This window comes from Syntrophorhabdus sp., from assembly GCA_012719415.1.
Classification (GTDB): domain Bacteria; phylum Desulfobacterota; class Syntrophorhabdia; order Syntrophorhabdales; family Syntrophorhabdaceae; genus Delta-02.
The window spans coordinates 1-18,642 of the sequence record JAAYAK010000223.1 but is presented as its reverse complement, the minus strand read 5'-3'; the positions used below and the strand labels follow the sequence as shown (position 1 = coordinate 18,642).

Genomic DNA, 18,642 nt, shown 5'->3' with positions numbered 1-18,642 from the left:
CTCAAGCTGTTCAAGCGGTTGCAACGGTTTTGTTTGGCTGGGGGACAAGGATTCGAACCTCGATAGCAAGGTCCAGAGCCTTGCGTCCTGCCGTTAGACGATCCCCCAGAGGGTTTGCGAGATGGCGACCGCCTTTAAGGTCTATCGTATACAAAGCATATCCCAAGGCCCTTGTTAACGGGTGGTGGATTGTCGGCGGGGGACTGGTCTAAGCTATAACACATTGAAAAAAATGGTTGTTTATGGTAAGAAATGGTCGGCCGTCGTTCATGCGGGACACGCGAACGGAGCCGTAATCCAATACAGGAAGCACACAACCCGAGGAAAACCCATTATGACAGAGCAAGATGTTTCCCCGCAAAGTGATTTCATCAGAGAGATCATCGACAACGACCTCAAGACCGGCAAACATGACGCGGTGGCCACGCGCTTTCCGCCGGAACCGAATGGCTATCTCCACATAGGGCACGCGAAATCCGTCTGTCTCAATTTCGGTATCGCCGCCCAGTACAAGGGCACGTGCAACCTGCGCATGGACGATACGGACCCCGCCGGTGAATCACTGGAATTCGTCGAATCCATCCAGAATGACATCCGCTGGCTCGGTTTCGACTGGGAGAGCCGGCTCTTCTTCGCCTCCGACTACTTCGAGGCTCTCTACCAGTTCGCTGTGACCCTCATCAGGAAGGGGAAGGCATATGTCTGCGACCTCAACGCCGACAAGATACGGGCTTACCGCGGCACGCTCACGGAGCCGGGCAGGAACAGCCCTTACCGCGACAGGTCCGTCGAGGAGAACCTTAACATCTTCACCAGGATGAGGGCCGGTGAGTTCGAAGATGGCAGTCGTGTGCTGCGAGCGAAGATCGACATGGCATCGCCCAACATCACCATGCGCGACCCCGTCATCTACCGGATCAAGCGCACCGGTCATTATCGCATCGGTGACGACTGGGTCATCTATCCCATGTACGACTTCGCCCACTGCCTTTCCGATTCCATCGAGAAGATCACCCATTCCATATGCACCCTGGAGTTCGAGAACAACCGGCCCCTGTACGACTGGTTCGTGAAGGAGCTCATAGAGGGTCCCAAACCCCGACAGATAGAGTTCGCCCGCTTGAATCTCACCTACACGATCCTCAGCAAGCGAAGACTCATCGAGCTCGTGGAAGGCCGGCTGGTCAGCGGGTGGGACGACCCCCGCATGCCCACCGTCGCCGGGATGCGGCGACGGGGATACACGCCGCGGGCGATACGGGAGTTCTGTTCCAGGATCGGTGTCGCCAAGAAGGATAATCTCGTCGACATAGCCCTTCTGGAACACTGTGTCCGCGAAGACCTGAACGAGACGGTGCCACGTGCCATGGCCGTCCTCAAGCCCCTCAAGGTCATCATCGACAACTACCCTGAGGGACAGGTCGAAGAGATGGAATGTTCCAACCACCCCCAGAAACCTGAAATGGGAACGAGAAAGGTGCCTTTTTCCCGGGTCCTCTACATCGAGAGCGACGACTTCATGGAGAACCCTCCGAAAAAATACAAGCGCCTCGGCCCCGGACGGGGGGTGCGCCTGAGAAACTCCTATGTCATCCGGTTCGTTTCCCTCATCAGGGACGAAGCGACGGGAGAGATCAGCGAACTTCACTGCACCTATGACCCCGAAACGAAGAACGCACCGCCCCCGGACGGCCGGAAGGTGGAGGGCGTTATCCACTGGGTTTCGGCCGAACACGCGGTACCGGCAACGGTCCGTCTCTATGACAGACTTTTCCGGGTCCCCGACCCCGCCGGCGCCGAGGGCGAGTTCACGGACCTTCTCAACCCGGGGTCGCTCGAGGTCGTTACCGCCTGGGTCGAACCGGGCCTCGCGGCGGCTGCACCTGAAAGCAGGTTTCAGTTCGAGAGGATCGGCTATTTCTGTGTCGACATGAAGGATTCGCTCCCGGAAAGACCCGTCTTCAACCGGATCGTCTCCCTGCGCGACTCGTGGGCAAAGATCGCGGCAGAGCCCGCCCGAAAATGAAAACGAAAGAAACGCGCTAACACTGTGATCCGCAATCCCGGGTGACGAAAGGACGAGAATGAACCTTAAGAAGGGTTTTGACAACGAGAAATACCTTCAGGAGCAAACGAGGGAGATCCTGGAACGCGTCAAGAGGTTCGACAACAAGCTCTATCTTGAATTCGGCGGAAAGCTCCTTTATGACTATCACGCGGCCAGGGTCCTGCCGGGCTACGATCCCAACGTCAAGATGCGTCTCCTTGGGGAGCTCAAGGACAAGGCGGACCTCCTTTTGTGCATATACGCGGGCGATATAGAGCGAAAGAAGATACGGGCGGATTTCGGCATCACCTACGACGCAGACGCCTTGAAGCTCATCGACGAGCTTCGTCACTGGGGGATAAACGTCCTTGGCGTCATCATCACCCGCTTCGACAACCAGCCGGCTGCGGTCCATTTCAGGAACAAGCTGGAGCGCCGGGGCATCAGGGTTTACACACACCGCTTCACAAGGGGTTACCCCACCGATGTCGACACAATAGTCAGCGACGAAGGTTACGGGGCCAATGAGTATATGGAATCTGACAAGCCTCTTGTCATAGTCACCGGTCCGGGACCGGGAAGCGGAAAGCTGGCTACGTGTCTCTCGCAGCTCTACCATGACCATAAACGGGGCATACGCTCGGGATACGCCAAGTTCGAGACCTTTCCCGTCTGGAACCTGCCCCTCAAGCATCCCGTCAACGTCGCCTATGAGGCGGCCACCGCTGACATCAGGGACTTCAATCTCATCGACCCATTTCACATGGAAGCGTACGGCAAGATGTCCGTCAATTACAACCGCGATGTCGAGGTCTTTCCCGTGCTCTACAGGATCATGGAAAAGATAACGGGAGGTGGGTCGTTCTACAGGTCACCCACCGATATGGGAGTGAACAGGGTAGGCTTTGCGATCATCGATGATGATGTTGTCAGGGAGGCGTCGAAACAGGAGATCCTTCGCAGGTTCTTCCGCTATCGCTGTGAATACGCCATGGGTTTCGCCGACAAGGAGACCGTCCAGAAGGCCGAGCTTTTTGTGAAGGAATTCAAGCTCGAACCCGAACACCGCCGGGTCGTTGAACCTGCGCGACAGGCCGCCATCGACGCACAGGCCGCGAACAAGGGAAACGAGGGGATATTCTGCGGGGCATCCATTGAGCTCAAGGACGGGACGATCATAACGGGAAACAACTCCCCCTTGATGCACGCCGCCACCAGTCTCGTCATTCATGCCATCAAGCACCTGGCGGGCATCCCCGAGCAGCTGGCACTGCTGCCGGAGTACGTCACCGAATCGGTGCGCAACCTGAAGACGCGGATACTGAATGAGAGCTCTGTCAGTCTCGACCTCGAGGAGGCCCTCATTGTTCTGTCCGTGAGCACCATGACAAACCCGGCGGCGCAGCTCGCCCTGGAGAAGCTCAAGGAGCTTCGCGACTGCGAAGTGCACATGACGCATATACCGACCCCCGGGGACGAGGCCGGCCTGCGCCGTATCGGGGTCAACCTGACAAGTGATCCCAGCTTCGCCACCAAGAACCTGTTCGTCACATGACATGGCACCGGTAGCTTGCGCTTCCTGCTCGTTCCATGCCGTCAGCTCCCAGAACAAAGAGGAAAGACCCTCATGACAAACCTCCGGAAAATGCTGCTTGTTGCGCTCACCATCGCATGTATCTTCTGTACGCGCGCTTACGGTGCGGAAGAACCCCTCTTCGTCTTTGCCAGCCTTGAGCAGGGACGGGAGATAGTCACCACCAGGGACGCCTACGTCAGGGAGATGAGCCCTTTCGACAGGTCGTGCCGCATGAGAACGGATGCGGACGTCACGGAAGAGACGTTCCTCAACTTCGTCTCGAACAACGTTCTGGCCTGGGAGGAGGGCGACAAGGAACTGCTTCGGCCCGTTCTCGCCGTGATGGAATCGAAGCTGAGAGAATTCGCACCTTTCCTGCCGGACAGGGTCTACCTGGTCAAGACCACCGGTCACGAGGAGGGAGGCGCGGCCTATACCCGGGGAAAGGCCATAGTTGTTCCCCGGCCAATGGTCGGAGCCGACAGGGTTACGTTGTGCAGGCTCCTGTCTCACGAGCTCTTCCACATCATGACACGCTTCGATCCCCGGTTGCGGGATGAACTGTATGAAACGATAGGGTTCAGGAGATGTCCCTCCTTCGAGTTTCCGAAGACGTTGAAGGAACGGAAGATCACGAATCCCGATTCACCGGTGAACGAACATTGCATCTCCGTGAAGGTCGGCAAGCGCAGGCTTCTTGTCCTGCCTATCCTCTATTCCCGGATCGAAAGGTACGATAGGGCCCACAGCGAACAGCTCTTTGACTATCTTCAGCTCGCCTTTCTGGCCGTCGCCAGGGACAACGGTCCGGGACGGAAGGCCACGCCCCTTGCGGGCGCCAGACCCGATCTCTACGACGAATCCGAGCTCGGCGGCTTCTTCGAGCAGGTGGGAAAGAACACGGACTACATCATCCATCCCGAGGAGATACTGGCGGACAATTTTTCCTATCTATTTTTCGGGATAACGGAGATTGAATCACCCGAGGTCGTCAGGAGAATGGAGCGGGTTTTCGAGAAAACACGCCTCAGGCGATAGGCGACTGACATAAGAAGGTCATCGTGAACAACATGTCTCCGAAAGAGTCCCTACGGACAAGAAGAGGGGCTGACCGATCGGTCAGCCCCTTTCAATTTGGCTGGGAGACAAGGATTTGAACCTTGATTCACGGAGTCAGAGTCCGTTGTCCTGCCGTTGAACGATCTCCCACTATCTTTTCAGGCGTTCTGGGTACCTTCCGGTATCTCCTCCACCTTCTTTTCGGCTTTCGGCTTTCTCGTTCTCTTCGGCTTCGCTTCTTCACCGGCGGCCGTCTCTTTCTTCGGAGCTGCCTTCTTCTTCGCCGGTGCCTTCTCTTTCTTTTCCTTTGCGGGTTTCGCCTCTTTCGACTCTTTCGCCTTACCCTTCTCTTTCTCTTTCTCCGGCTCCTTCTTCTGCGTCAGTTCGATGATCGCCATGGGGGCGGCATCGCCCTTCCTGAGACCGATCTTGACCACACGGGTGTATCCGCCGTTTATGGCCGCATAACGGTCCCCGATGTCGCTGAATAGTTTTCTGACAACCCTTTTGTCTCTCAGGAAAGCAAAGGCAAGACGCAGCGAGTGAAGATCCTTTCTCTTCGCCAGGGTGATGAGCCTGTCGGCCACCTTCCTGAGTTCCATCGCCTTCGGGTTCGTGGTCTTTATGCTTTCGTGATCGAACAGGGCGTTGGCGAGGTTCATGAACAACGCCCGCTTGTGGCTCTTGGTTCGATTCATTTTCTTCACTCTGTTCTGATGCCTCATTATATCAACCCCTACATGTGATCTTTTTTCTTGAGAACCATCTTGTCCAGTTCTTCCCTTGCCGGAAAGCTGTCTAATTTTAAACCAAGCCGAAGGCCCATGCAAGAAAGAATCTCCTTGATCTCGTTCAAGGACTTCCTTCCAAAGTTCTTTGTCATGAGGATCTCCTGCTCCGTCTTCTGGACAAGTTCCCCTATGTACTTGATGTCCGCGTTCTTCAGGCAGTTCGCGCTCCTCACGGAGAGCTCGAGCTCATCTACGCTGCGATACAGGTTTTCGTTGAAATCGGTTTTTTCCTGTCCTCTTTCCTCGCCCGCCTCCGCTTCCTCGACCTCGTCGAAGTTGATGAAGATGCGCATCTGCTCCTTGATGATCTTCGCCGCGAAGGAGAGCGCATCGAGGGGATCGACGCTGCCGTCGGTCCAGATCTCCATGGACAGCTTGTCATAATCCGTCCGTCGGCCCACCCTGGCCTGAGTAACGCTATAGCTCACCTTCCTGATGGGAGAGAAGATGGCGTCTATGGGAACGGTGCCGATGGGATCCGCGTCTTCGACGTTCTGTTCCGAGGGCTGATACCCGCGGCCCAGCCTTGCCTTCATCTCCATGTACAGCTTGGCATCGCTTGACAGTGTGGCTATATGCAGGTCTGGGTTGATAACCTCCACCCCGCCGTCATGCGTGATGTCTCCCGCCTTCACTTCCCTCTTGCCTTTTACATCGATCTTCAAAAGGGCAGGTCTGTCGTCGGTCATCCTGATAACAACCTTCTTCAGGTTCAGGATCATCTCCGTAACGTCTTCCTTGACGCCCCGGACCGTTGAGAATTCATGGTCAACAGAGTCTATCCAGACCGACGTTATAGCGGCACCCATGATCGAGGACAAAAGTACCCTGCGGAGAGAGTTGCCGATCGTAACACCGTACCCTCTCTCGAAGGGCTCCGTGGAGAACTTCACGTAGGTGCTCTCTTTCTTCTCTATCTCGATCTTGGTTGGCCTGATAAGCTCCTGCCAGTTCTTTTCAAACATAGGCATGTACCCTCCTTGGGGTAATAACTACCTTGAATAGTACTCTACGATCAACTGTTCCTTGATCGGCAACGAAATATCGTCGCGGGTCGGAAAGAGCTTGATGGTACCCTTCATATTGTCCTTGTCCAGGTCTATCCACGAGGGCACGCCCCTCCGCACGACCGATTCCAGCGCGTTCACGACGGCAGGCAGGTTCTTGTGCCTCACCTCTATGACATCACCCACCTTCGCGAGGTAGGACGAAGAGCTCACGGTCCTGCCGTTCACGGCGATGTGCTTGTGGGATACAAGCTGGCGCGCCTCGGCGCGGGACGTCGCGAAACCCAGGCGGAACACCATATTGTCGATCCTTCTTTCAAGAAAGACGAGGAAATTGGTTCCCGTGATGCCTTCCTTGCGCTCGGCCATGACGAAGAACCTTCTGAACTGTTTCTCGCTGAGCCCGTATATCCTGCGCGCGCGCTGCTTTTCCCGCAAACGCATCCCGTATTCCATGACCTTGCCCTTGGTATCCACATGCTGTCCCGGGGGGTAATTCCTCTTTTCAATAGCACATTTCTCCGTGTAGCACCTTTCTCCCTTTAGGAAAAGCTTTATGCCTTCTCGCCGGCATAATTTGCATGATGGTCCAACGTATCGTGACAATTCGTGCCTCCTTTAAACCCTTCTGCGTTTCGGCGGTCTGCAGCCGTTGTGAGGGATGGGCGTAACGTCTCGGATGAGATGGATCTTGAGTCCCGCGCTCTGGAGCGCCCTTAGCGCCGCCTCACGTCCCGCTCCGGGGCCCTTCACATAGACGTCCACTGTCCTCAGCCCATGCTCCATGGCCTTCTTCGCAGCGTTCTCGGCGGCAAGCTGTGCGGCAAAGGGAGTGCTCTTACGCGAACCCTTGAAGCCCACAACACCTCCGCTCGACCACGACACGACGTTGCCCTGGGGATCGGTGATCGTGATGATCGTGTTATTGAAGCTCGACTGTATATGTGCTCCACCGACGGGGATATTCTTTTTTACCTTTTTCTTTCCGCTTCTTCTGACCTTAGCCATGTACGCACCACCTCGTCGTTATTTTCGTTTCATCGAAGTCTTCCGCGGGCCTTTGCGGGTCCGGGAGTTCGTCCTCGTCCTCTGTCCATGCACGGGAAGGCTCCGTCTATGTCTCAGGCCGCGGTAGCATCCAATGTCCATGAGCCTTTTTATGTTCATGCTCACTTCTTTTCTCAGATCACCTTCGACCTTGTATTCATTTTCCAGGATATCTCTTATCTTCGCGATCTCTTCGTCGAGGAGAGTATGCGTCCTCTTGTTCGGATCGATCCCGGCCTGGCTCAGGATCTTCACGGAAAGCGTTCTCCCGATGCCGTAGATGTAGGTCAGGGCCACTTCGATCCTTTTGTCCCTGGGTATATCGACGCCAGCAATTCGTGCCACCTTTTGCCTCCTTAGCCCTGTTTCTGCTTATGCTTGGGGTTCTCGCAGATGATCCTGACGACGCCCTTCCGCTTGATGATCTTGCATTTGTCACATCTCTTCTTCACCGAAGGCTTTACCTTCATGCTGTCCTCCTACTTGACGCGATAAATGATCCTGCCCCGCGTGAGGTCGTATGGCGACAACTCGACCACGACCTTGTCTCCCCTGAGTATCTTTATGTAGTGCATCCGCATCTTTCCGGACACGTGGGCCAGAACCCTGTGACCGTTGGGGAGCTCAACCCTGAACATCGCGTTGGGCAGGGGTTCTACGACCGTTCCTTCTATCTCTATACCTTCGCCTTTTGGCATTTGTCCTCTCTACACCCGGCTCAATATGACGGGGCCGTTGCCGGTCACGGCCACAGTGTGTTCGAAATGAGCCGACAGGCTCCCATCTTTCGTGGCGGCGGTCCAGCCGTTCTCCTTAACGTACACTTCACTCTTTCCCATATTGACCATCGGTTCTATGGCAAAGACCATTCCGGCCTTGAGCCTCAATCCCGTCCCCCTCGTCCCGTAATTGGGCACCTGGGGTTCTTCATGCAGGCTCCGTCCAATTCCGTGGCCCACGAACTCCCTCACAACAGAGAACCTCTCTCCCTCAACAAACTCCTGTATGGCGTGGGAGATATCATGGAGCCTGTTGCCCTCCCGGGCCTCGTCTATCCCGCGGTAGAGAGACGTTTCCGTCACTTCGAGAAGCTTCCGCGCGGCCTTCGAGACACCCCCGACGGCATAGGTCATTGCCACATCTCCGTAATACCCTTCATAAAGAAGACCAAAATCAATGCTCACGATATCATTCTCTTTCAGCTGCCGTTCAGAGGGCATGCCGTGCACGACCTCGTCGTTCACGGACACACACAAGCAATAAGGGAAGCCGTTGTACCCCTTGAAGGCGGCCTTCACGTCTCCCGTCTTCTTGATCTTTTCCTCGCAGGCATTCTCGAGGTCCATCGTCTTCACGCCTGCCTTCACCAGATCCTTCAGATAGAGGAGCATTTCCATCGCCCTTCCACTGGCGACACGCATTTTTTCAATCTCCTCTTTTGTTTTCAGAAAGACCATTCCTTTGGCTCAAGGCGTTTCCCGCCGGCATTCCTCCTTTGATGCTTCTATCGTCGTCCCTTGATCCTCTGCGACTTCTTCACCAGCCCGTCGTAATGTCTCAGAATGAGATGGGACTCTATCTGCTGAATTGTGTCAAGAGCGACGCCGACGACGATGAGTAGAGCCGTGCCACCGAAATAGAAGGGCACGTTGAACTTCTTCACCAGCAGCGTCGGCAGCACACACACGAAAGATACGTATATCGCCCCTATGAATGTCACCCTCGTGAGGACCCTGTCGATGTACTCCGATGTCCGCTTGCCCGGCCTGATCCCTGGTATGTATCCCCCGTACTTCTTCATGTTGTCCGCCACGTTATCGGGGTTGAAGACGATGGCTGTGTAAAAGTAGCAGAAGAAGATGATGAAGCCAACGTAGAAGATCTCGTGGAGCGCTGACCCCGGTGTGAAGAGTTCCGCCACCTTCTTCGCATAGGGATGGGTGATGAAGTTTGAGATCGTGGCGGGGAACATGATGATGGATGACGCGAAGATCGGCGGGATGACACCTGCCGTGTTGACCTTCAGCGGCAGGTGCGTCGACTGACCGCCCATCATCTTCCGCCCGACGACCCTTTTCGCGTATTGCACGGGGATCCTGCGCTGCGATGTCTCCATGAATATTATGAAAGCAACGACGGCAAGCATCATCGCCATGAGGACGAGTACCACGAACCAGTTGAGCTCACCGGTGTTGACCAGGCTCCATGTCCCTGCAACGGCGTTCGGCATACGGGCCACGATGCCCGCAAAGATGATCAGCGAGATGCCGTTGCCTATGCCCTTCTCGGTGATCTGCTCTCCGAGCCACATGATGAAGGACGTGCCGCCCGTGAGCGTGATCATCGTCATCAGCCGGAAGCTCCACCCGGGGTTGAAAACGACGGGCTCGCCGCCGGCTCCCCGCATCTGTTCGAGGCCGATGGCGATGAAAAGGCCCTGGATGATGCTGATGACGACCGTCCCATACCGTGTGTACTGGGTTATCTTCCTCCGTCCCGCCTCACCCTCCTTCGAGAGCTTCTCGAGCGTGGGTATGACGACGGTCAGAAGTTGAAGTATGATCGACGCCGAAATGTAGGGCATGATCCCGAGGGCGAAGATGGAGAGCCTCTCCAGTCCGCCGCCGGCGAACATGTCGAAAAACCCGAGCAGGGTTCCCTTGGCCTGCTCAAAGATGCCCGCGAGGACGTTTCCGTCAATGCCCGGCGTGGGTATGTGGATGCCGACACGGTAGACCGCAAGCAGCCCGAGGGTCCATATGATCCTGCGCTTCAGCTCGGGGATCTTTCCAATATTCTGGAAACCTCCCATTAGACGAGCACCTCCACCTCACCACCCTTGGCCTGTATCTTCTCTATGGCCTTCTGTGATGCCTTGTGAACCGATATTTTTATGGGAAAATCTATGTCTCCCGCGGCGAGAAGCTTGATCCCGTCCTTCACCTTCTTGACGAAACCCGACTTCAGGATGTCTTCGACGCCGATCTTCTCCATACCCTTGAAGACCTCGAGGTCTCCGATATTGATGACGGCGTACTCCTTGCGAAAGGGGTTCTTGAAGCCTCTCTTGGGAATCCTTCTCGTCAGCGGCAACTGGCCGCCCTCGAAGCTCTTTCCCTTCGTTCCGCCGCTCGTCGAACGCTGGCCCTTGTTGCCGTAGCCCGCCGTCGTTCCGAGCCCTGATCCGGTTCCCCGGCCGACACGCTTGCGGGTCTTCTTCGCTCCCGGGACTGGTTTAAGATCTGATAGTTTCACCGAGCATCCTCCAGTACTGTAACAAGGTGCATCACCTTTTTGACCATGCCCCTTATCTCCGGGGTGTTCTTCACCGTCTTTTCCTGGTAAAGCCTCTTGAAGCCGAGGCTCCTGACCGTTGCCCTCTGGTCCTCCGGACAACCAATGAAGCTCTTCGTCCATTTTATCTTGAGGTGGCTCATCCTACCCCTCCTCGACTTTCAATTTGCCCCTCTGTTTCAATGCCACCTCGGGCGATTTCAACTGAGAGAGGCCCCTGATGGTTGCCTTCACCACGTTATGGTAATTCCTTGAACCATAACACTTCGTAAGGATATTGGTTATCCCCGCCACCTCGACAACGGCCCGTACGGCGCGGCCGGCGATAACGCCCGTGCCTTCCCGTGCCGGCTTCATGTACACCTGGCTTGTTCCAAACTTCGCCATGATCTCATGGGGGATCGTCCCCTTTTCCACGGGGACCTCTATAAGGCTTTTCTTGGCCCTTTCAACGGCTTTTCGTATCGCATCAGGCACTTCATTAGCCTTGCCCAGTCCGAAGCCGACCTTTCCATTACCGTCGCCGACAACCACGATGGCGCTGAAAGAAAACCTGCGGCCACCCTTGACAACCTTCGCGACGCGGTTTATGTAGACAAGCCTGTCCTGTAACTCAAGATCGCCTGCGTCTATTCGCTTTCTTTCAACCAACACAACCTCCCGTTAGAATTTTAGCCCGGCTTCACGCGCCCCGTCGGCGAGCGCCTTGATCCTTCCGTGATACTTGAAGCCGTTGCGGTCGAAAACCACCTCCGTAATGCCGAGTTCGAGGGCCTTCTTTCCGATAGCTTCGCCGACCTTCTTCGCGGCGTCGCTGTTGCCGCCGCTCTTCAATCCGGCCTGCACTTCCTTGTTGAGGGTCGAGGTCCCGGTAAGGACCTTTTGCTGCGTGTCATCCACGAGCTGCGCGTATATCTGCTTGATACTCTTGAACACCGTGAGTCTCGGTTTCAGCTCGGTGCCGTGGATCTTCTTCCGTATTCTCAGTTTCCGCCTCTGCCGGGCTTCGACTTTATCCTTTCTGGCCATACCGCTACTCCTTATTTCCCGCTTTTGCCTGCTTTCTTTCTCAGGACCTCGTCGGCGTACTTGATACCTTTGTTCTTGTAAGCATCGGGTTTTCTCAAAGCACGTATCTTTGCGGCAACCTGCCCCACCAGTTCCTTGTCGATCCCCTGGATGGACACCTGTGTCTGCTTTTCAAGCCCGCCGGTGATGCCTTCGGGGAGCGTAAAGACTATGGGATGTGAATAACCGAGATAAAAGGTGAAACTCCCGGACTGGAATTCCGCCCTGTAGCCGATGCCGACGATCTCGAGTTTCTTTTCGAATCCCTTCGACACGCCATCCACCATGTTGGCGATAAGCGTCCTCATGAGACCGTGGTAACCCCTGATCGTCTTTTCTTCGCTCGTGCGGGACACGGTCACGGTGCTGCCGTCCATGCTGAGCGTCAGCCCCTTCAGGAACGGCCTCTTGAGGGAGCCCTTGGGCCCTGTGACGAAAACCTCGCCTTCCTTAAGCTCCAGTTTTGTTCCCTGCGGGAGTATAATTGGCTTTTTCCCTATCCTCGACATACCTGCACCTCACCACACCACGAGGAGGGGTTCTCCTCCAACCTTGTTCTTTATCGCGTTCTTGTCCGTCATGAGGCCTTTCGACGTGGAAACCACAACGATGCCTGTCCGATTCCGGAACCTGGGCATGTCGGTGACCTTGGCATAGACGCGCCTGCCCGGCTTACTGATCGTCTTGAGGCCGGTGATGACGCTCTTCGAATTCTCGTCGTAGCTGATGTAGACCTTGAGGAACTTCTTTCTGCTCTCGTCGACAAAGGTCTTATAATTCCTCACGTAGCCCTCTTCCTTGAGGATCCTGGAAATGGAGAACTTCATGTTGGAATAAGGAATGTCAACCGTTTCATGACGAGCCGTGATGGCGTTGCGGATCCTCGTCATCATGTCTGCTATTGGATCAACCATACCCATCTTACCACCTCACCAGCTTGATTTTAGAACGCCGGGGATCTCGCCCCTCAGGGAATAGGACCTAAAGCAGACCCTGCACATCTGGAATTTCCTGATAAAGGCTCTCGGCCTGCCGCAGACGGCACATCTGTTACGCACACGCACCTTGAACTTCGGCGCCCTCTTCGTCTTTTCTATCATTGCTTTCCTTGCCATGCACTCCTCCGTCAACTCCTGAAAGGCATACCCATGAGTTTCAAAAGCTCATGGCCTTCTTCATCCGTCTTCGCCGTTGTCGTGATCGTTATGTTCATTCCCCTGATCTTGTCGATCTTGTCGTACTCGATCTCGGGAAAGATGATCTGTTCTTTCAATCCCAGGGTGTAATTGCCCCTGCCGTCGAATGATTTCGGGGAAACCCCCTTGAAGTCTCTCACCCGCGGCAGGACAATGGTCACCAGTTTGCGGTAGAACTCATACATCCTCTCGCTGCGCAGTGTCACCATGCATCCCACGGACATGCCTTCGCGGAGTTTGAAGGAGGCGATGGATTTCTTCGCCTTCGTGATGACCGGCTTCTGGCCGGTGATCAGCTTGATATCGCCCGAGGCCGCATCGAGGGCCTTGATGTTCTGCAGGGCCTCGCCGAGGCCGATATTCACGGTGATCTTCACGATCTTCGGCACTTCCATTATGTTCTTATACTGAAACCGCCTCATGAGGGCCGATTTCACTTCCTTTTCGTAGAACTCCCTGTACGTATTCAACGACCGCCTCCCGCTTACTTATCGATGACCTCGTCGCATTTCTTGCAAAAACGCACCTTTTTACCGTTCTCCAGGACCTTCTTTCCCGTCCGGACGGGCTTCGCGCACTTCTCGCAATAGATCATGACGTTCGAAACATGGATGGAACTCTCCATCTCCATGATGCCGCCCTTGGCCTTCTGGCTCGGCCTCACGTGTTTCTTCACCATGTTGACCTTCTCAACGATCAGCCGGTCCTTCTTGTAGTTGATCCTGAGGACCTTCCCCGTCTTTCCCTTGTCCTTTCCGGTCGTTACCATTACCAGGTCATTTTTCTTTACGTGATACGCCTTTTCCATGATAAACCTCACACAACCTCGGGGGCCAGGGACACGATCTTCATGAACCTCTTGGCCCGAAGCTCTCTCGCCACGGGACCGAAGATGCGCGTTCCCACGGGCTCATTATACTGATTTATGATGACCGCCGAATTGTCGTCGAACTTCACGTACGAACCGTCGTTCCTGCGTATCTCCTTCTTCGTCCTGACGATCACGGCCTTGACCACTTCACCCTTCTTCACCTTGGAGTTGGGGATCACCTCTTTCACCGATGCCACGATGATGTCTCCCACTGTCCCGTAGCGCTTCCGTGACCCGCCGAGCACCTTGATGCACCCCAGTTTCTTCGCACCTGAATTGTCGGCAACTTCGAGCTTAGATCTCTCCTGAATCATGTGCCACCTCGTTCTTGACCAAGAAAAGTTCCTCGTGTCTGACAACCTCTTTTACGAGCCAGCGCTTGTCCTTGCTCAGAGGTCGTGTCTCCACGATCAATACCCGGTCGCCCGTCTTGCTGGAATTATTCTCGTCGTGTGCTTTATATCTCAGTTTCCTCTTGATGAACTTGTGATACTTCGGGTGCTTGAGGAACTTTTCGACCTCAACGACAACCGTTTTATCCATCTTGTCCTTAATGACCCTGCCGACCATCTTTCGCTTGCTTATTTCGCGTTTAGCTTCCATGGGAACCTCTTTAAGCCTTTATTCCTTCCCGCTCAAGACGGTTTCTATCCTGGCGACGTCCTTCTTCAGCGTGTTCATCCGTGCCGTGTTCTCAAGCTGCCCCGTCGAATGCTGAAATCTCAGGTTGAAAAGCTCTTCCTTGAGATCCTTCTTCTTCTTTGCCAGTTCCTCTTTCGTCAGTTCCTTCAGCTCTTTCGCTTTCATTGTTCCTCACTTCGTGCAATGAACTTGGTACCGATCGGAAGTTTGAAGGAAGCAATTCTCAAGGCCTCGCGCGCCTTTTCTTCGGGAACGCCGGTGATCTCGTAGAGGACCCTGCCGGGTTTCACGACGGCAACCCATCCTTCGTTCGGCCCTTTCCCCTTGCCCATCCTTGTCTCCGCAGGCTTTTTCGTTATGGGCTTGTCAGGGAATACCCTGATCCAGACCTTGCCTGTCCTCTTGACATATCTCGTAAGGGCGATACGGGCCGCTTCGATCTGACGGGATGTGATCCATCCGCCTTCCGTGGCCTGGAGGCCGAAGTCGCCGAAGCTGACCACATTGCCCCGCTGAGCGACGCCCCTGAGGGTACCTTTCTGCACTTTTCTGTATCTTACCCTTTTTGGTGCAAGCATTACCGAGCCTCCTGAAATACTTCTCCTTTGAATATCCAGACCTTTATACCGATCACGCCATACTTCGTGGACGCGACAGCATACCCGTAGTCGATATCGGCTCGAATGGTCTGCAGGGGCACCCTGCCTTCACGATACCATTCGGTCCGCGCCATCTCGGCGCCGCCGAGCCTGCCGGCGCACATGGCCTTTATGCCCTTGGCGCCGAACTTCAGCGCCTGCTGTACGTTCTTCTTCATCGCCCGTCTGAATGAAACCCTGCGCTCGATCTGGAGCGCCACATTCTCGGCGACAAGCTGGGCGTCCGTCTCGGGCCTTTTCACCTCGGTGATGTTGAGGATGACCTCCTTGTCGGTGATCCGCTGGAGTTCACGCTTCAGGTTCTCAACCTCGGCTCCCTTGCGCCCTATCACCAGACCCGGCCTCGATGTGTGGATGTTTATCTTCGCCCGCTTGTCCTTGTTGGCGGCACGTTCTATCTCGATCTTCGATATCCCGGCCTGGTAAAGCTTCTTCTTGAGAAACTTCTTTATCACCAGGTCTTCGTGGAGGAACCTCGCGTAATTCCGTGCCGCGAACCATTTGGAATCCCAGGTCTTGATGACCCCGAGCCTGAAACCGAAAGGGTTTGTCTTCTGACCCATTTAACCTCCAAGTCTATGCTTCATCCAGGATGAGCGTTATATGGCTTAATCTCTTGCGTATCTTCGTTGCACGCCCCATCGCCCTCGGCATGAAGCGTTTCAGGACCGGTCCGCCGTCCACCATGATGCTCTTGACGTACAGGTTGTCCACATCGATGTATTTCTTCTGTCGGGCGTTTGCTATGGCGCTGTCGAGGAGCTTCTTCAATAGGAAGGCGCTTTTCTGCGGCATGTAGGTCAAGAGCCCCGAGGCCTCGTTGACGTTCTTCTTCCTGATCAGGTCAGCGACGATCCGCACCTTCCGCGGTGATATACGTATCATTCGAGTCTTCGCCGTGATTTCCATGATATCAATCCTTCTTCCTGGCCACTTTCGATTTCCTGTCGCCGGCATGGCTGTGGAAGGTCCGTGTCGGTGAGAACTCACCGAGCTTGTGGCCGACCATTTCCTCGGTTACGAAAACCGGTATGAACTTCCTGCCGTTGTGGACCGCAAAGGTGAGCCCCACAAAATCGGGGGTGATCGTGGAACGGCGCGACCATGTCTTGATCACCTTCGAACCCTTTGTCTCCTTCGCCTCATCGACCTTCTTCGCCAACTTAACATCCAAGAACGGCCCTTTACTGACGGAACGTGCCACAAGAACCTCCTAACCTCTCAGTTTGATGATAAACTTGTCTGTCCGTTTGTTCTTCCTGGTCTTCTGACCCTTGGCCAGCTGGCCCCAGGGGGAACAGGGATGCCTGCCGCCCTTCGACCTGCCTTCGCCACCGCCCAGAGGGTGGTCGACGGGGTTCATGGCGGTGCCGCGGACAGTGGGTCTCGTGCCGAGCCACCGCGGCTTGCCTGCCTTGCCGATGGTAATGTTCTCATGGTCGATGTTGCCGACCTGCCCGATCGTCGCCATGCAGGAAAGGTTGACGAGCCGCACGCCGCCGGAGGGCAGTCTCAGGTGTCCGTACTCGCCCTCCTTGGCCACGATCTGCGCGTAGCTTCCCGCGCTTCGCGCCAGCTGCCCGCCCTTGCCGGGTTTCATCTCGATGTTGTGCACAAAGGTGCCCAGGGGGATGTATTTCAGGGGAAGGGCGTTGCCTTCCTTGATCTCCGTGTCAGGTTTCATGCTGGCGATCACCGTGTCTCCGGCCTTCACGCCGAGCGGGGCCAGGATATAGCGCTTCTCGCCGTCGATATAGTGGATAAGGGCGATGTTCGCCGAACGGTTGGGGTCATATTCGATGCCCGCAACCTTCCCCAGGATCTCGAACTTGTTGCGCTTGAAATCGATCATGCGCAGGCGCCGCTTGTGTCCGCCGCCGATGTGTCTCGTGGTGATCTTTCCGCTGTGATTTCGTCCGCCTGTCTTCTTTATCGGTTTCAGCAGGGATTTCTCCGGCTTGTCCTTCGATATCTCATCGAAGGTAAGCCCGCTCATGAAACGCCTGCCCGCGGATGTAGGTTTGTATTCTTTCACGCCCATGTCTACGCACCCTCAAAAATCGTGATTTTGTCCTTCGGACTCAGCTTCACAATGGCCTTCTTCCAGTCCGACCGCTTGCCATGGAACCGTCCGAGCCTCTTCTTCTTCCCTTCCATGTTCGATACATGGACATCGACCACTTTGACCTTGAAGAGCTTCTCGACGGCCTTTCTTATCTCTATCTTGTTTGCGCCTCTCGCGACCTCGAAGACGTACTGGTTTCCCGTATCCTTCACCAGCGTGCTTTTCTCGGTAATGATCGGCCGCAGGATGATATCGTATTCGTTCATGATGCCAGCACCTCTTCGACCTTTTTCACCGCGTCCACCGTCATGATGAGCTGCTCGTGGCGGATGATGTCGTAGACATTGATTCCCTCCACCCTGAGGACCTTGACGTAGGGGATGTTCCTCGCAGACTTCTCCACTGTCTCATCCTTCTTGTCGATGATGAAGAGCGGCTTCGTCAGGCTGAGGGTCTTGACGATACCGAAAAAGGCCTTCGTGCTGATACTCGCCAGTTCGAGCTTATCGAGGACCTTCATCTTCGATCCCGTGCTCCTCACCGTAAGGGCCGATCGCAGGGCGCTTCTCCTGACCTTCCTCGGCACTGTGTAGCTGTAGTCCCTGGGCTGGGGCCCAAATATGGTTCCGCCGCCGACCATCACGGGAGAACGGGAGGAACCGCGCCGGGCCTGCCCTGTCCCTTTCTGTTTGTAAGGCTTGCGGCCACCGCCGGCGACCTCGCTGCGGCCTTTCGTCTTGGCGGTCCCTCTTCTGCGCCTGGCAAGCTGCATCTTGACCACGTCGTGGATAAGATGCTCCTTTACCTCGCAGTTGAAGATCTCATCCTTGAGTTCTATCTCCCCAACCTTTGCACCCTCTATGTTCAGTATGTCTGTGACTGCCATAACCTGCTCCTAAGATTTGATCTCCACATCGACACCGGCCGCCAGTTCGAGCTTCATAAGGGCATCAACCGTTTGCTGTGTGGGATCGACGATGTCCATCAACCGTTTATGTGTACGGATCTCAAACTGTTCCCGTGATTTCTTATCGATGTGCGGCGATCTCAAGACTGTGAACTTCTGGATCCTTGTCGGTAGCGGTACGGGACCGATCACCTGCGCGCCTGTCTTCTTCGCCGCATCGACAATCTCTTTCACCGACTGATCGAGCAGTCTGTGATCAAATGCTTTCAGGCATATCCTGATTCTCTGCCGCATTGTAATTCCCCTTTATTCGATTATCTCGGTGACGACGCCGGCACCGACTGTCTTGCCGCCCTCGCGGATGGCGAAACGAAGCTCCTTTTCCAGTGCGATGGGGGTGACGAGCTCGACGG

General features: G+C 55.3%; 33 protein-coding genes and 2 tRNA genes. 3 read left to right on the top strand and 32 right to left on the bottom strand.

Going from position 1 to position 18,642, the window contains the following annotated elements; translation table 11 throughout:
* Nucleotides 1–34: 34 nt before the first annotated feature.
* Nucleotides 35–108, bottom strand: a tRNA-Gln gene (locus tag GXX82_13250).
* Between the two features lie 226 nt (nucleotides 109–334).
* On the opposite strand from GXX82_13250, the gene GXX82_13245 reads away from it, so the two are divergent.
* The 3 genes from GXX82_13245 (at nucleotide 335) to GXX82_13235 (ending at nucleotide 4,661) form a co-directional block, all read left to right on the top strand.
* Complete coding sequence (locus GXX82_13245; protein ID NLT24005.1) at nucleotides 335–2,026, top strand: glutamine--tRNA ligase/YqeY domain fusion protein; 1,692 nt, start codon at nucleotides 335–337, stop codon at nucleotides 2,024–2,026.
* 58 nt (nucleotides 2,027–2,084) lie between these two features.
* Nucleotides 2,085–3,602 carry a DUF1846 domain-containing protein gene (locus GXX82_13240; GenBank protein NLT24004.1) on the top strand — a complete coding sequence of 506 codons (1,518 nt, stop codon included), beginning with the start codon at nucleotides 2,085–2,087 and terminating at the stop codon, nucleotides 3,600–3,602.
* 72 nt (nucleotides 3,603–3,674) lie between these two features.
* A complete protein-coding gene (locus GXX82_13235) occupies nucleotides 3,675–4,661 on the top strand; it encodes a hypothetical protein (GenBank protein ID NLT24003.1) in 987 nt (328 codons plus the stop codon).
* 97 nt (nucleotides 4,662–4,758) lie between these two features.
* Here the strand turns inward: GXX82_13235 and GXX82_13230 are convergent.
* The 31 genes from GXX82_13230 to GXX82_13080 form a co-directional block, all read right to left on the bottom strand.
* A tRNA-Gln gene (locus tag GXX82_13230) sits at nucleotides 4,759–4,832 on the bottom strand.
* Between the two features lie 8 nt (nucleotides 4,833–4,840).
* The gene (rplQ, locus tag GXX82_13225; GenBank protein ID NLT24002.1) at nucleotides 4,841–5,407 is read right to left on the bottom strand and encodes a 50S ribosomal protein L17; all 567 of its coding nucleotides are present in this window, start codon (nucleotides 5,405–5,407) and stop codon (nucleotides 4,841–4,843) included.
* 11 nt (nucleotides 5,408–5,418) lie between these two features.
* Entirely contained in the window at nucleotides 5,419–6,444 is a 1,026-nt protein-coding gene (locus GXX82_13220; GenBank protein NLT24001.1) for a DNA-directed RNA polymerase subunit alpha, read from the bottom strand.
* A 21-nt stretch (nucleotides 6,445–6,465) separates the two neighbouring features.
* Nucleotides 6,466–7,086 carry a 30S ribosomal protein S4 gene (gene rpsD, locus GXX82_13215; GenBank protein NLT24000.1) on the bottom strand — a complete coding sequence of 207 codons (621 nt, stop codon included), beginning with the start codon at nucleotides 7,084–7,086 and terminating at the stop codon, nucleotides 6,466–6,468.
* A 12-nt stretch (nucleotides 7,087–7,098) separates the two neighbouring features.
* Nucleotides 7,099–7,488, bottom strand: a complete 390-nt coding sequence (gene rpsK, locus GXX82_13210) for a 30S ribosomal protein S11 (protein NLT23999.1) — start codon at nucleotides 7,486–7,488, stop codon at nucleotides 7,099–7,101.
* Between the two features lie 18 nt (nucleotides 7,489–7,506).
* Nucleotides 7,507–7,872 (bottom strand): 30S ribosomal protein S13, encoded by a 366-nt coding sequence (rpsM, locus tag GXX82_13205; protein NLT23998.1) that lies wholly within the window; start codon nucleotides 7,870–7,872, stop codon nucleotides 7,507–7,509.
* Between the two features lie 11 nt (nucleotides 7,873–7,883).
* Nucleotides 7,884–7,997, bottom strand: a complete 114-nt coding sequence (gene rpmJ / locus GXX82_13200) for a 50S ribosomal protein L36 (protein ID NLT23997.1) — start codon at nucleotides 7,995–7,997, stop codon at nucleotides 7,884–7,886.
* A gap of 9 nt (nucleotides 7,998–8,006) precedes the next feature.
* Complete coding sequence (infA, locus tag GXX82_13195; GenBank protein ID NLT23996.1) at nucleotides 8,007–8,225, bottom strand: translation initiation factor IF-1; 219 nt, start codon at nucleotides 8,223–8,225, stop codon at nucleotides 8,007–8,009.
* Between the two features lie 9 nt (nucleotides 8,226–8,234).
* Nucleotides 8,235–8,984 carry a type I methionyl aminopeptidase gene (map, locus tag GXX82_13190; GenBank protein ID NLT23995.1) on the bottom strand — a complete coding sequence of 250 codons (750 nt, stop codon included), beginning with the start codon at nucleotides 8,982–8,984 and terminating at the stop codon, nucleotides 8,235–8,237.
* Between the two features lie 47 nt (nucleotides 8,985–9,031).
* A complete protein-coding gene (gene secY, locus GXX82_13185) occupies nucleotides 9,032–10,339 on the bottom strand; it encodes a preprotein translocase subunit SecY (GenBank protein NLT23994.1) in 1,308 nt (435 codons plus the stop codon).
* On the bottom strand, nucleotides 10,339–10,782 hold the full coding sequence (rplO, locus tag GXX82_13180; protein ID NLT23993.1) for a 50S ribosomal protein L15: 444 nt from the start codon (nucleotides 10,780–10,782) through the stop codon (nucleotides 10,339–10,341). Before rplO ends, secY begins: the two co-directional genes overlap by 1 nt.
* On the bottom strand, nucleotides 10,779–10,964 hold the full coding sequence (gene rpmD / locus GXX82_13175; protein NLT23992.1) for a 50S ribosomal protein L30: 186 nt from the start codon (nucleotides 10,962–10,964) through the stop codon (nucleotides 10,779–10,781). The genes rplO and rpmD overlap by 4 nt, the downstream gene beginning before the upstream one ends.
* A gap of 1 nt (nucleotide 10,965) precedes the next feature.
* Nucleotides 10,966–11,472 carry a 30S ribosomal protein S5 gene (rpsE, locus tag GXX82_13170; protein NLT23991.1) on the bottom strand — a complete coding sequence of 169 codons (507 nt, stop codon included), beginning with the start codon at nucleotides 11,470–11,472 and terminating at the stop codon, nucleotides 10,966–10,968.
* Nucleotides 11,473–11,484: 12 nt separating this feature from the next.
* Nucleotides 11,485–11,850, bottom strand: coding sequence for a 50S ribosomal protein L18 (locus GXX82_13165; protein NLT23990.1), 366 nt, complete (start codon nucleotides 11,848–11,850; stop codon nucleotides 11,485–11,487).
* An 11-nt stretch (nucleotides 11,851–11,861) separates the two neighbouring features.
* Nucleotides 11,862–12,398: a 50S ribosomal protein L6 gene (rplF, locus tag GXX82_13160; protein ID NLT23989.1), complete on the bottom strand. Its 537-nt coding sequence runs from the start codon at nucleotides 12,396–12,398 to the stop codon at nucleotides 11,862–11,864.
* Nucleotides 12,399–12,407: 9 nt separating this feature from the next.
* Nucleotides 12,408–12,809, bottom strand: coding sequence for a 30S ribosomal protein S8 (gene rpsH / locus GXX82_13155; protein ID NLT23988.1), 402 nt, complete (start codon nucleotides 12,807–12,809; stop codon nucleotides 12,408–12,410).
* Between the two features lie 9 nt (nucleotides 12,810–12,818).
* Nucleotides 12,819–13,004: a type Z 30S ribosomal protein S14 gene (locus GXX82_13150; GenBank protein ID NLT23987.1), complete on the bottom strand. Its 186-nt coding sequence runs from the start codon at nucleotides 13,002–13,004 to the stop codon at nucleotides 12,819–12,821.
* A gap of 11 nt (nucleotides 13,005–13,015) precedes the next feature.
* Complete coding sequence (gene rplE, locus GXX82_13145) at nucleotides 13,016–13,555, bottom strand: 50S ribosomal protein L5 (protein ID NLT23986.1); 540 nt, start codon at nucleotides 13,553–13,555, stop codon at nucleotides 13,016–13,018.
* A 14-nt stretch (nucleotides 13,556–13,569) separates the two neighbouring features.
* Nucleotides 13,570–13,893 (bottom strand): 50S ribosomal protein L24, encoded by a 324-nt coding sequence (locus GXX82_13140; GenBank protein NLT23985.1) that lies wholly within the window; start codon nucleotides 13,891–13,893, stop codon nucleotides 13,570–13,572.
* Nucleotides 13,894–13,901: 8 nt separating this feature from the next.
* On the bottom strand, nucleotides 13,902–14,270 hold the full coding sequence (gene rplN / locus GXX82_13135) for a 50S ribosomal protein L14 (GenBank protein ID NLT23984.1): 369 nt from the start codon (nucleotides 14,268–14,270) through the stop codon (nucleotides 13,902–13,904).
* Entirely contained in the window at nucleotides 14,251–14,559 is a 309-nt protein-coding gene (gene rpsQ / locus GXX82_13130; protein ID NLT23983.1) for a 30S ribosomal protein S17, read from the bottom strand. The genes rplN and rpsQ overlap by 20 nt, the downstream gene beginning before the upstream one ends.
* An 18-nt stretch (nucleotides 14,560–14,577) precedes the next feature.
* Nucleotides 14,578–14,763: a 50S ribosomal protein L29 gene (gene rpmC / locus GXX82_13125; protein ID NLT23982.1), complete on the bottom strand. Its 186-nt coding sequence runs from the start codon at nucleotides 14,761–14,763 to the stop codon at nucleotides 14,578–14,580.
* Nucleotides 14,760–15,176 carry a 50S ribosomal protein L16 gene (rplP, locus tag GXX82_13120; protein NLT23981.1) on the bottom strand — a complete coding sequence of 139 codons (417 nt, stop codon included), beginning with the start codon at nucleotides 15,174–15,176 and terminating at the stop codon, nucleotides 14,760–14,762. Before rplP ends, rpmC begins: the two co-directional genes overlap by 4 nt.
* Nucleotides 15,176–15,820: a 30S ribosomal protein S3 gene (gene rpsC / locus GXX82_13115; protein ID NLT23980.1), complete on the bottom strand. Its 645-nt coding sequence runs from the start codon at nucleotides 15,818–15,820 to the stop codon at nucleotides 15,176–15,178. Before rpsC ends, rplP begins: the two co-directional genes overlap by 1 nt.
* 13 nt (nucleotides 15,821–15,833) lie before the next feature.
* Nucleotides 15,834–16,166, bottom strand: coding sequence for a 50S ribosomal protein L22 (rplV, locus tag GXX82_13110; GenBank protein NLT23979.1), 333 nt, complete (start codon nucleotides 16,164–16,166; stop codon nucleotides 15,834–15,836).
* Between the two features lie 4 nt (nucleotides 16,167–16,170).
* Nucleotides 16,171–16,461: a 30S ribosomal protein S19 gene (rpsS, locus tag GXX82_13105; GenBank protein NLT23978.1), complete on the bottom strand. Its 291-nt coding sequence runs from the start codon at nucleotides 16,459–16,461 to the stop codon at nucleotides 16,171–16,173.
* 9 nt (nucleotides 16,462–16,470) lie between these two features.
* Complete coding sequence (gene rplB / locus GXX82_13100) at nucleotides 16,471–17,298, bottom strand: 50S ribosomal protein L2 (GenBank protein NLT23977.1); 828 nt, start codon at nucleotides 17,296–17,298, stop codon at nucleotides 16,471–16,473.
* Nucleotides 17,299–17,300: 2 nt separating this feature from the next.
* The gene (locus GXX82_13095; GenBank protein ID NLT23976.1) at nucleotides 17,301–17,588 is read right to left on the bottom strand and encodes a 50S ribosomal protein L23; all 288 of its coding nucleotides are present in this window, start codon (nucleotides 17,586–17,588) and stop codon (nucleotides 17,301–17,303) included.
* Nucleotides 17,585–18,208, bottom strand: a complete 624-nt coding sequence (gene rplD / locus GXX82_13090) for a 50S ribosomal protein L4 (GenBank protein ID NLT23975.1) — start codon at nucleotides 18,206–18,208, stop codon at nucleotides 17,585–17,587. Before rplD ends, GXX82_13095 begins: the two co-directional genes overlap by 4 nt.
* Before the next feature lie 9 nt (nucleotides 18,209–18,217).
* The gene (gene rpsJ / locus GXX82_13085) at nucleotides 18,218–18,523 is read right to left on the bottom strand and encodes a 30S ribosomal protein S10 (protein NLT23974.1); all 306 of its coding nucleotides are present in this window, start codon (nucleotides 18,521–18,523) and stop codon (nucleotides 18,218–18,220) included.
* Between the two features lie 12 nt (nucleotides 18,524–18,535).
* Nucleotides 18,536–18,642: elongation factor Tu (locus tag GXX82_13080; protein NLT23973.1), on the bottom strand; the 107-nt coding region annotated here is incomplete at its 5' end.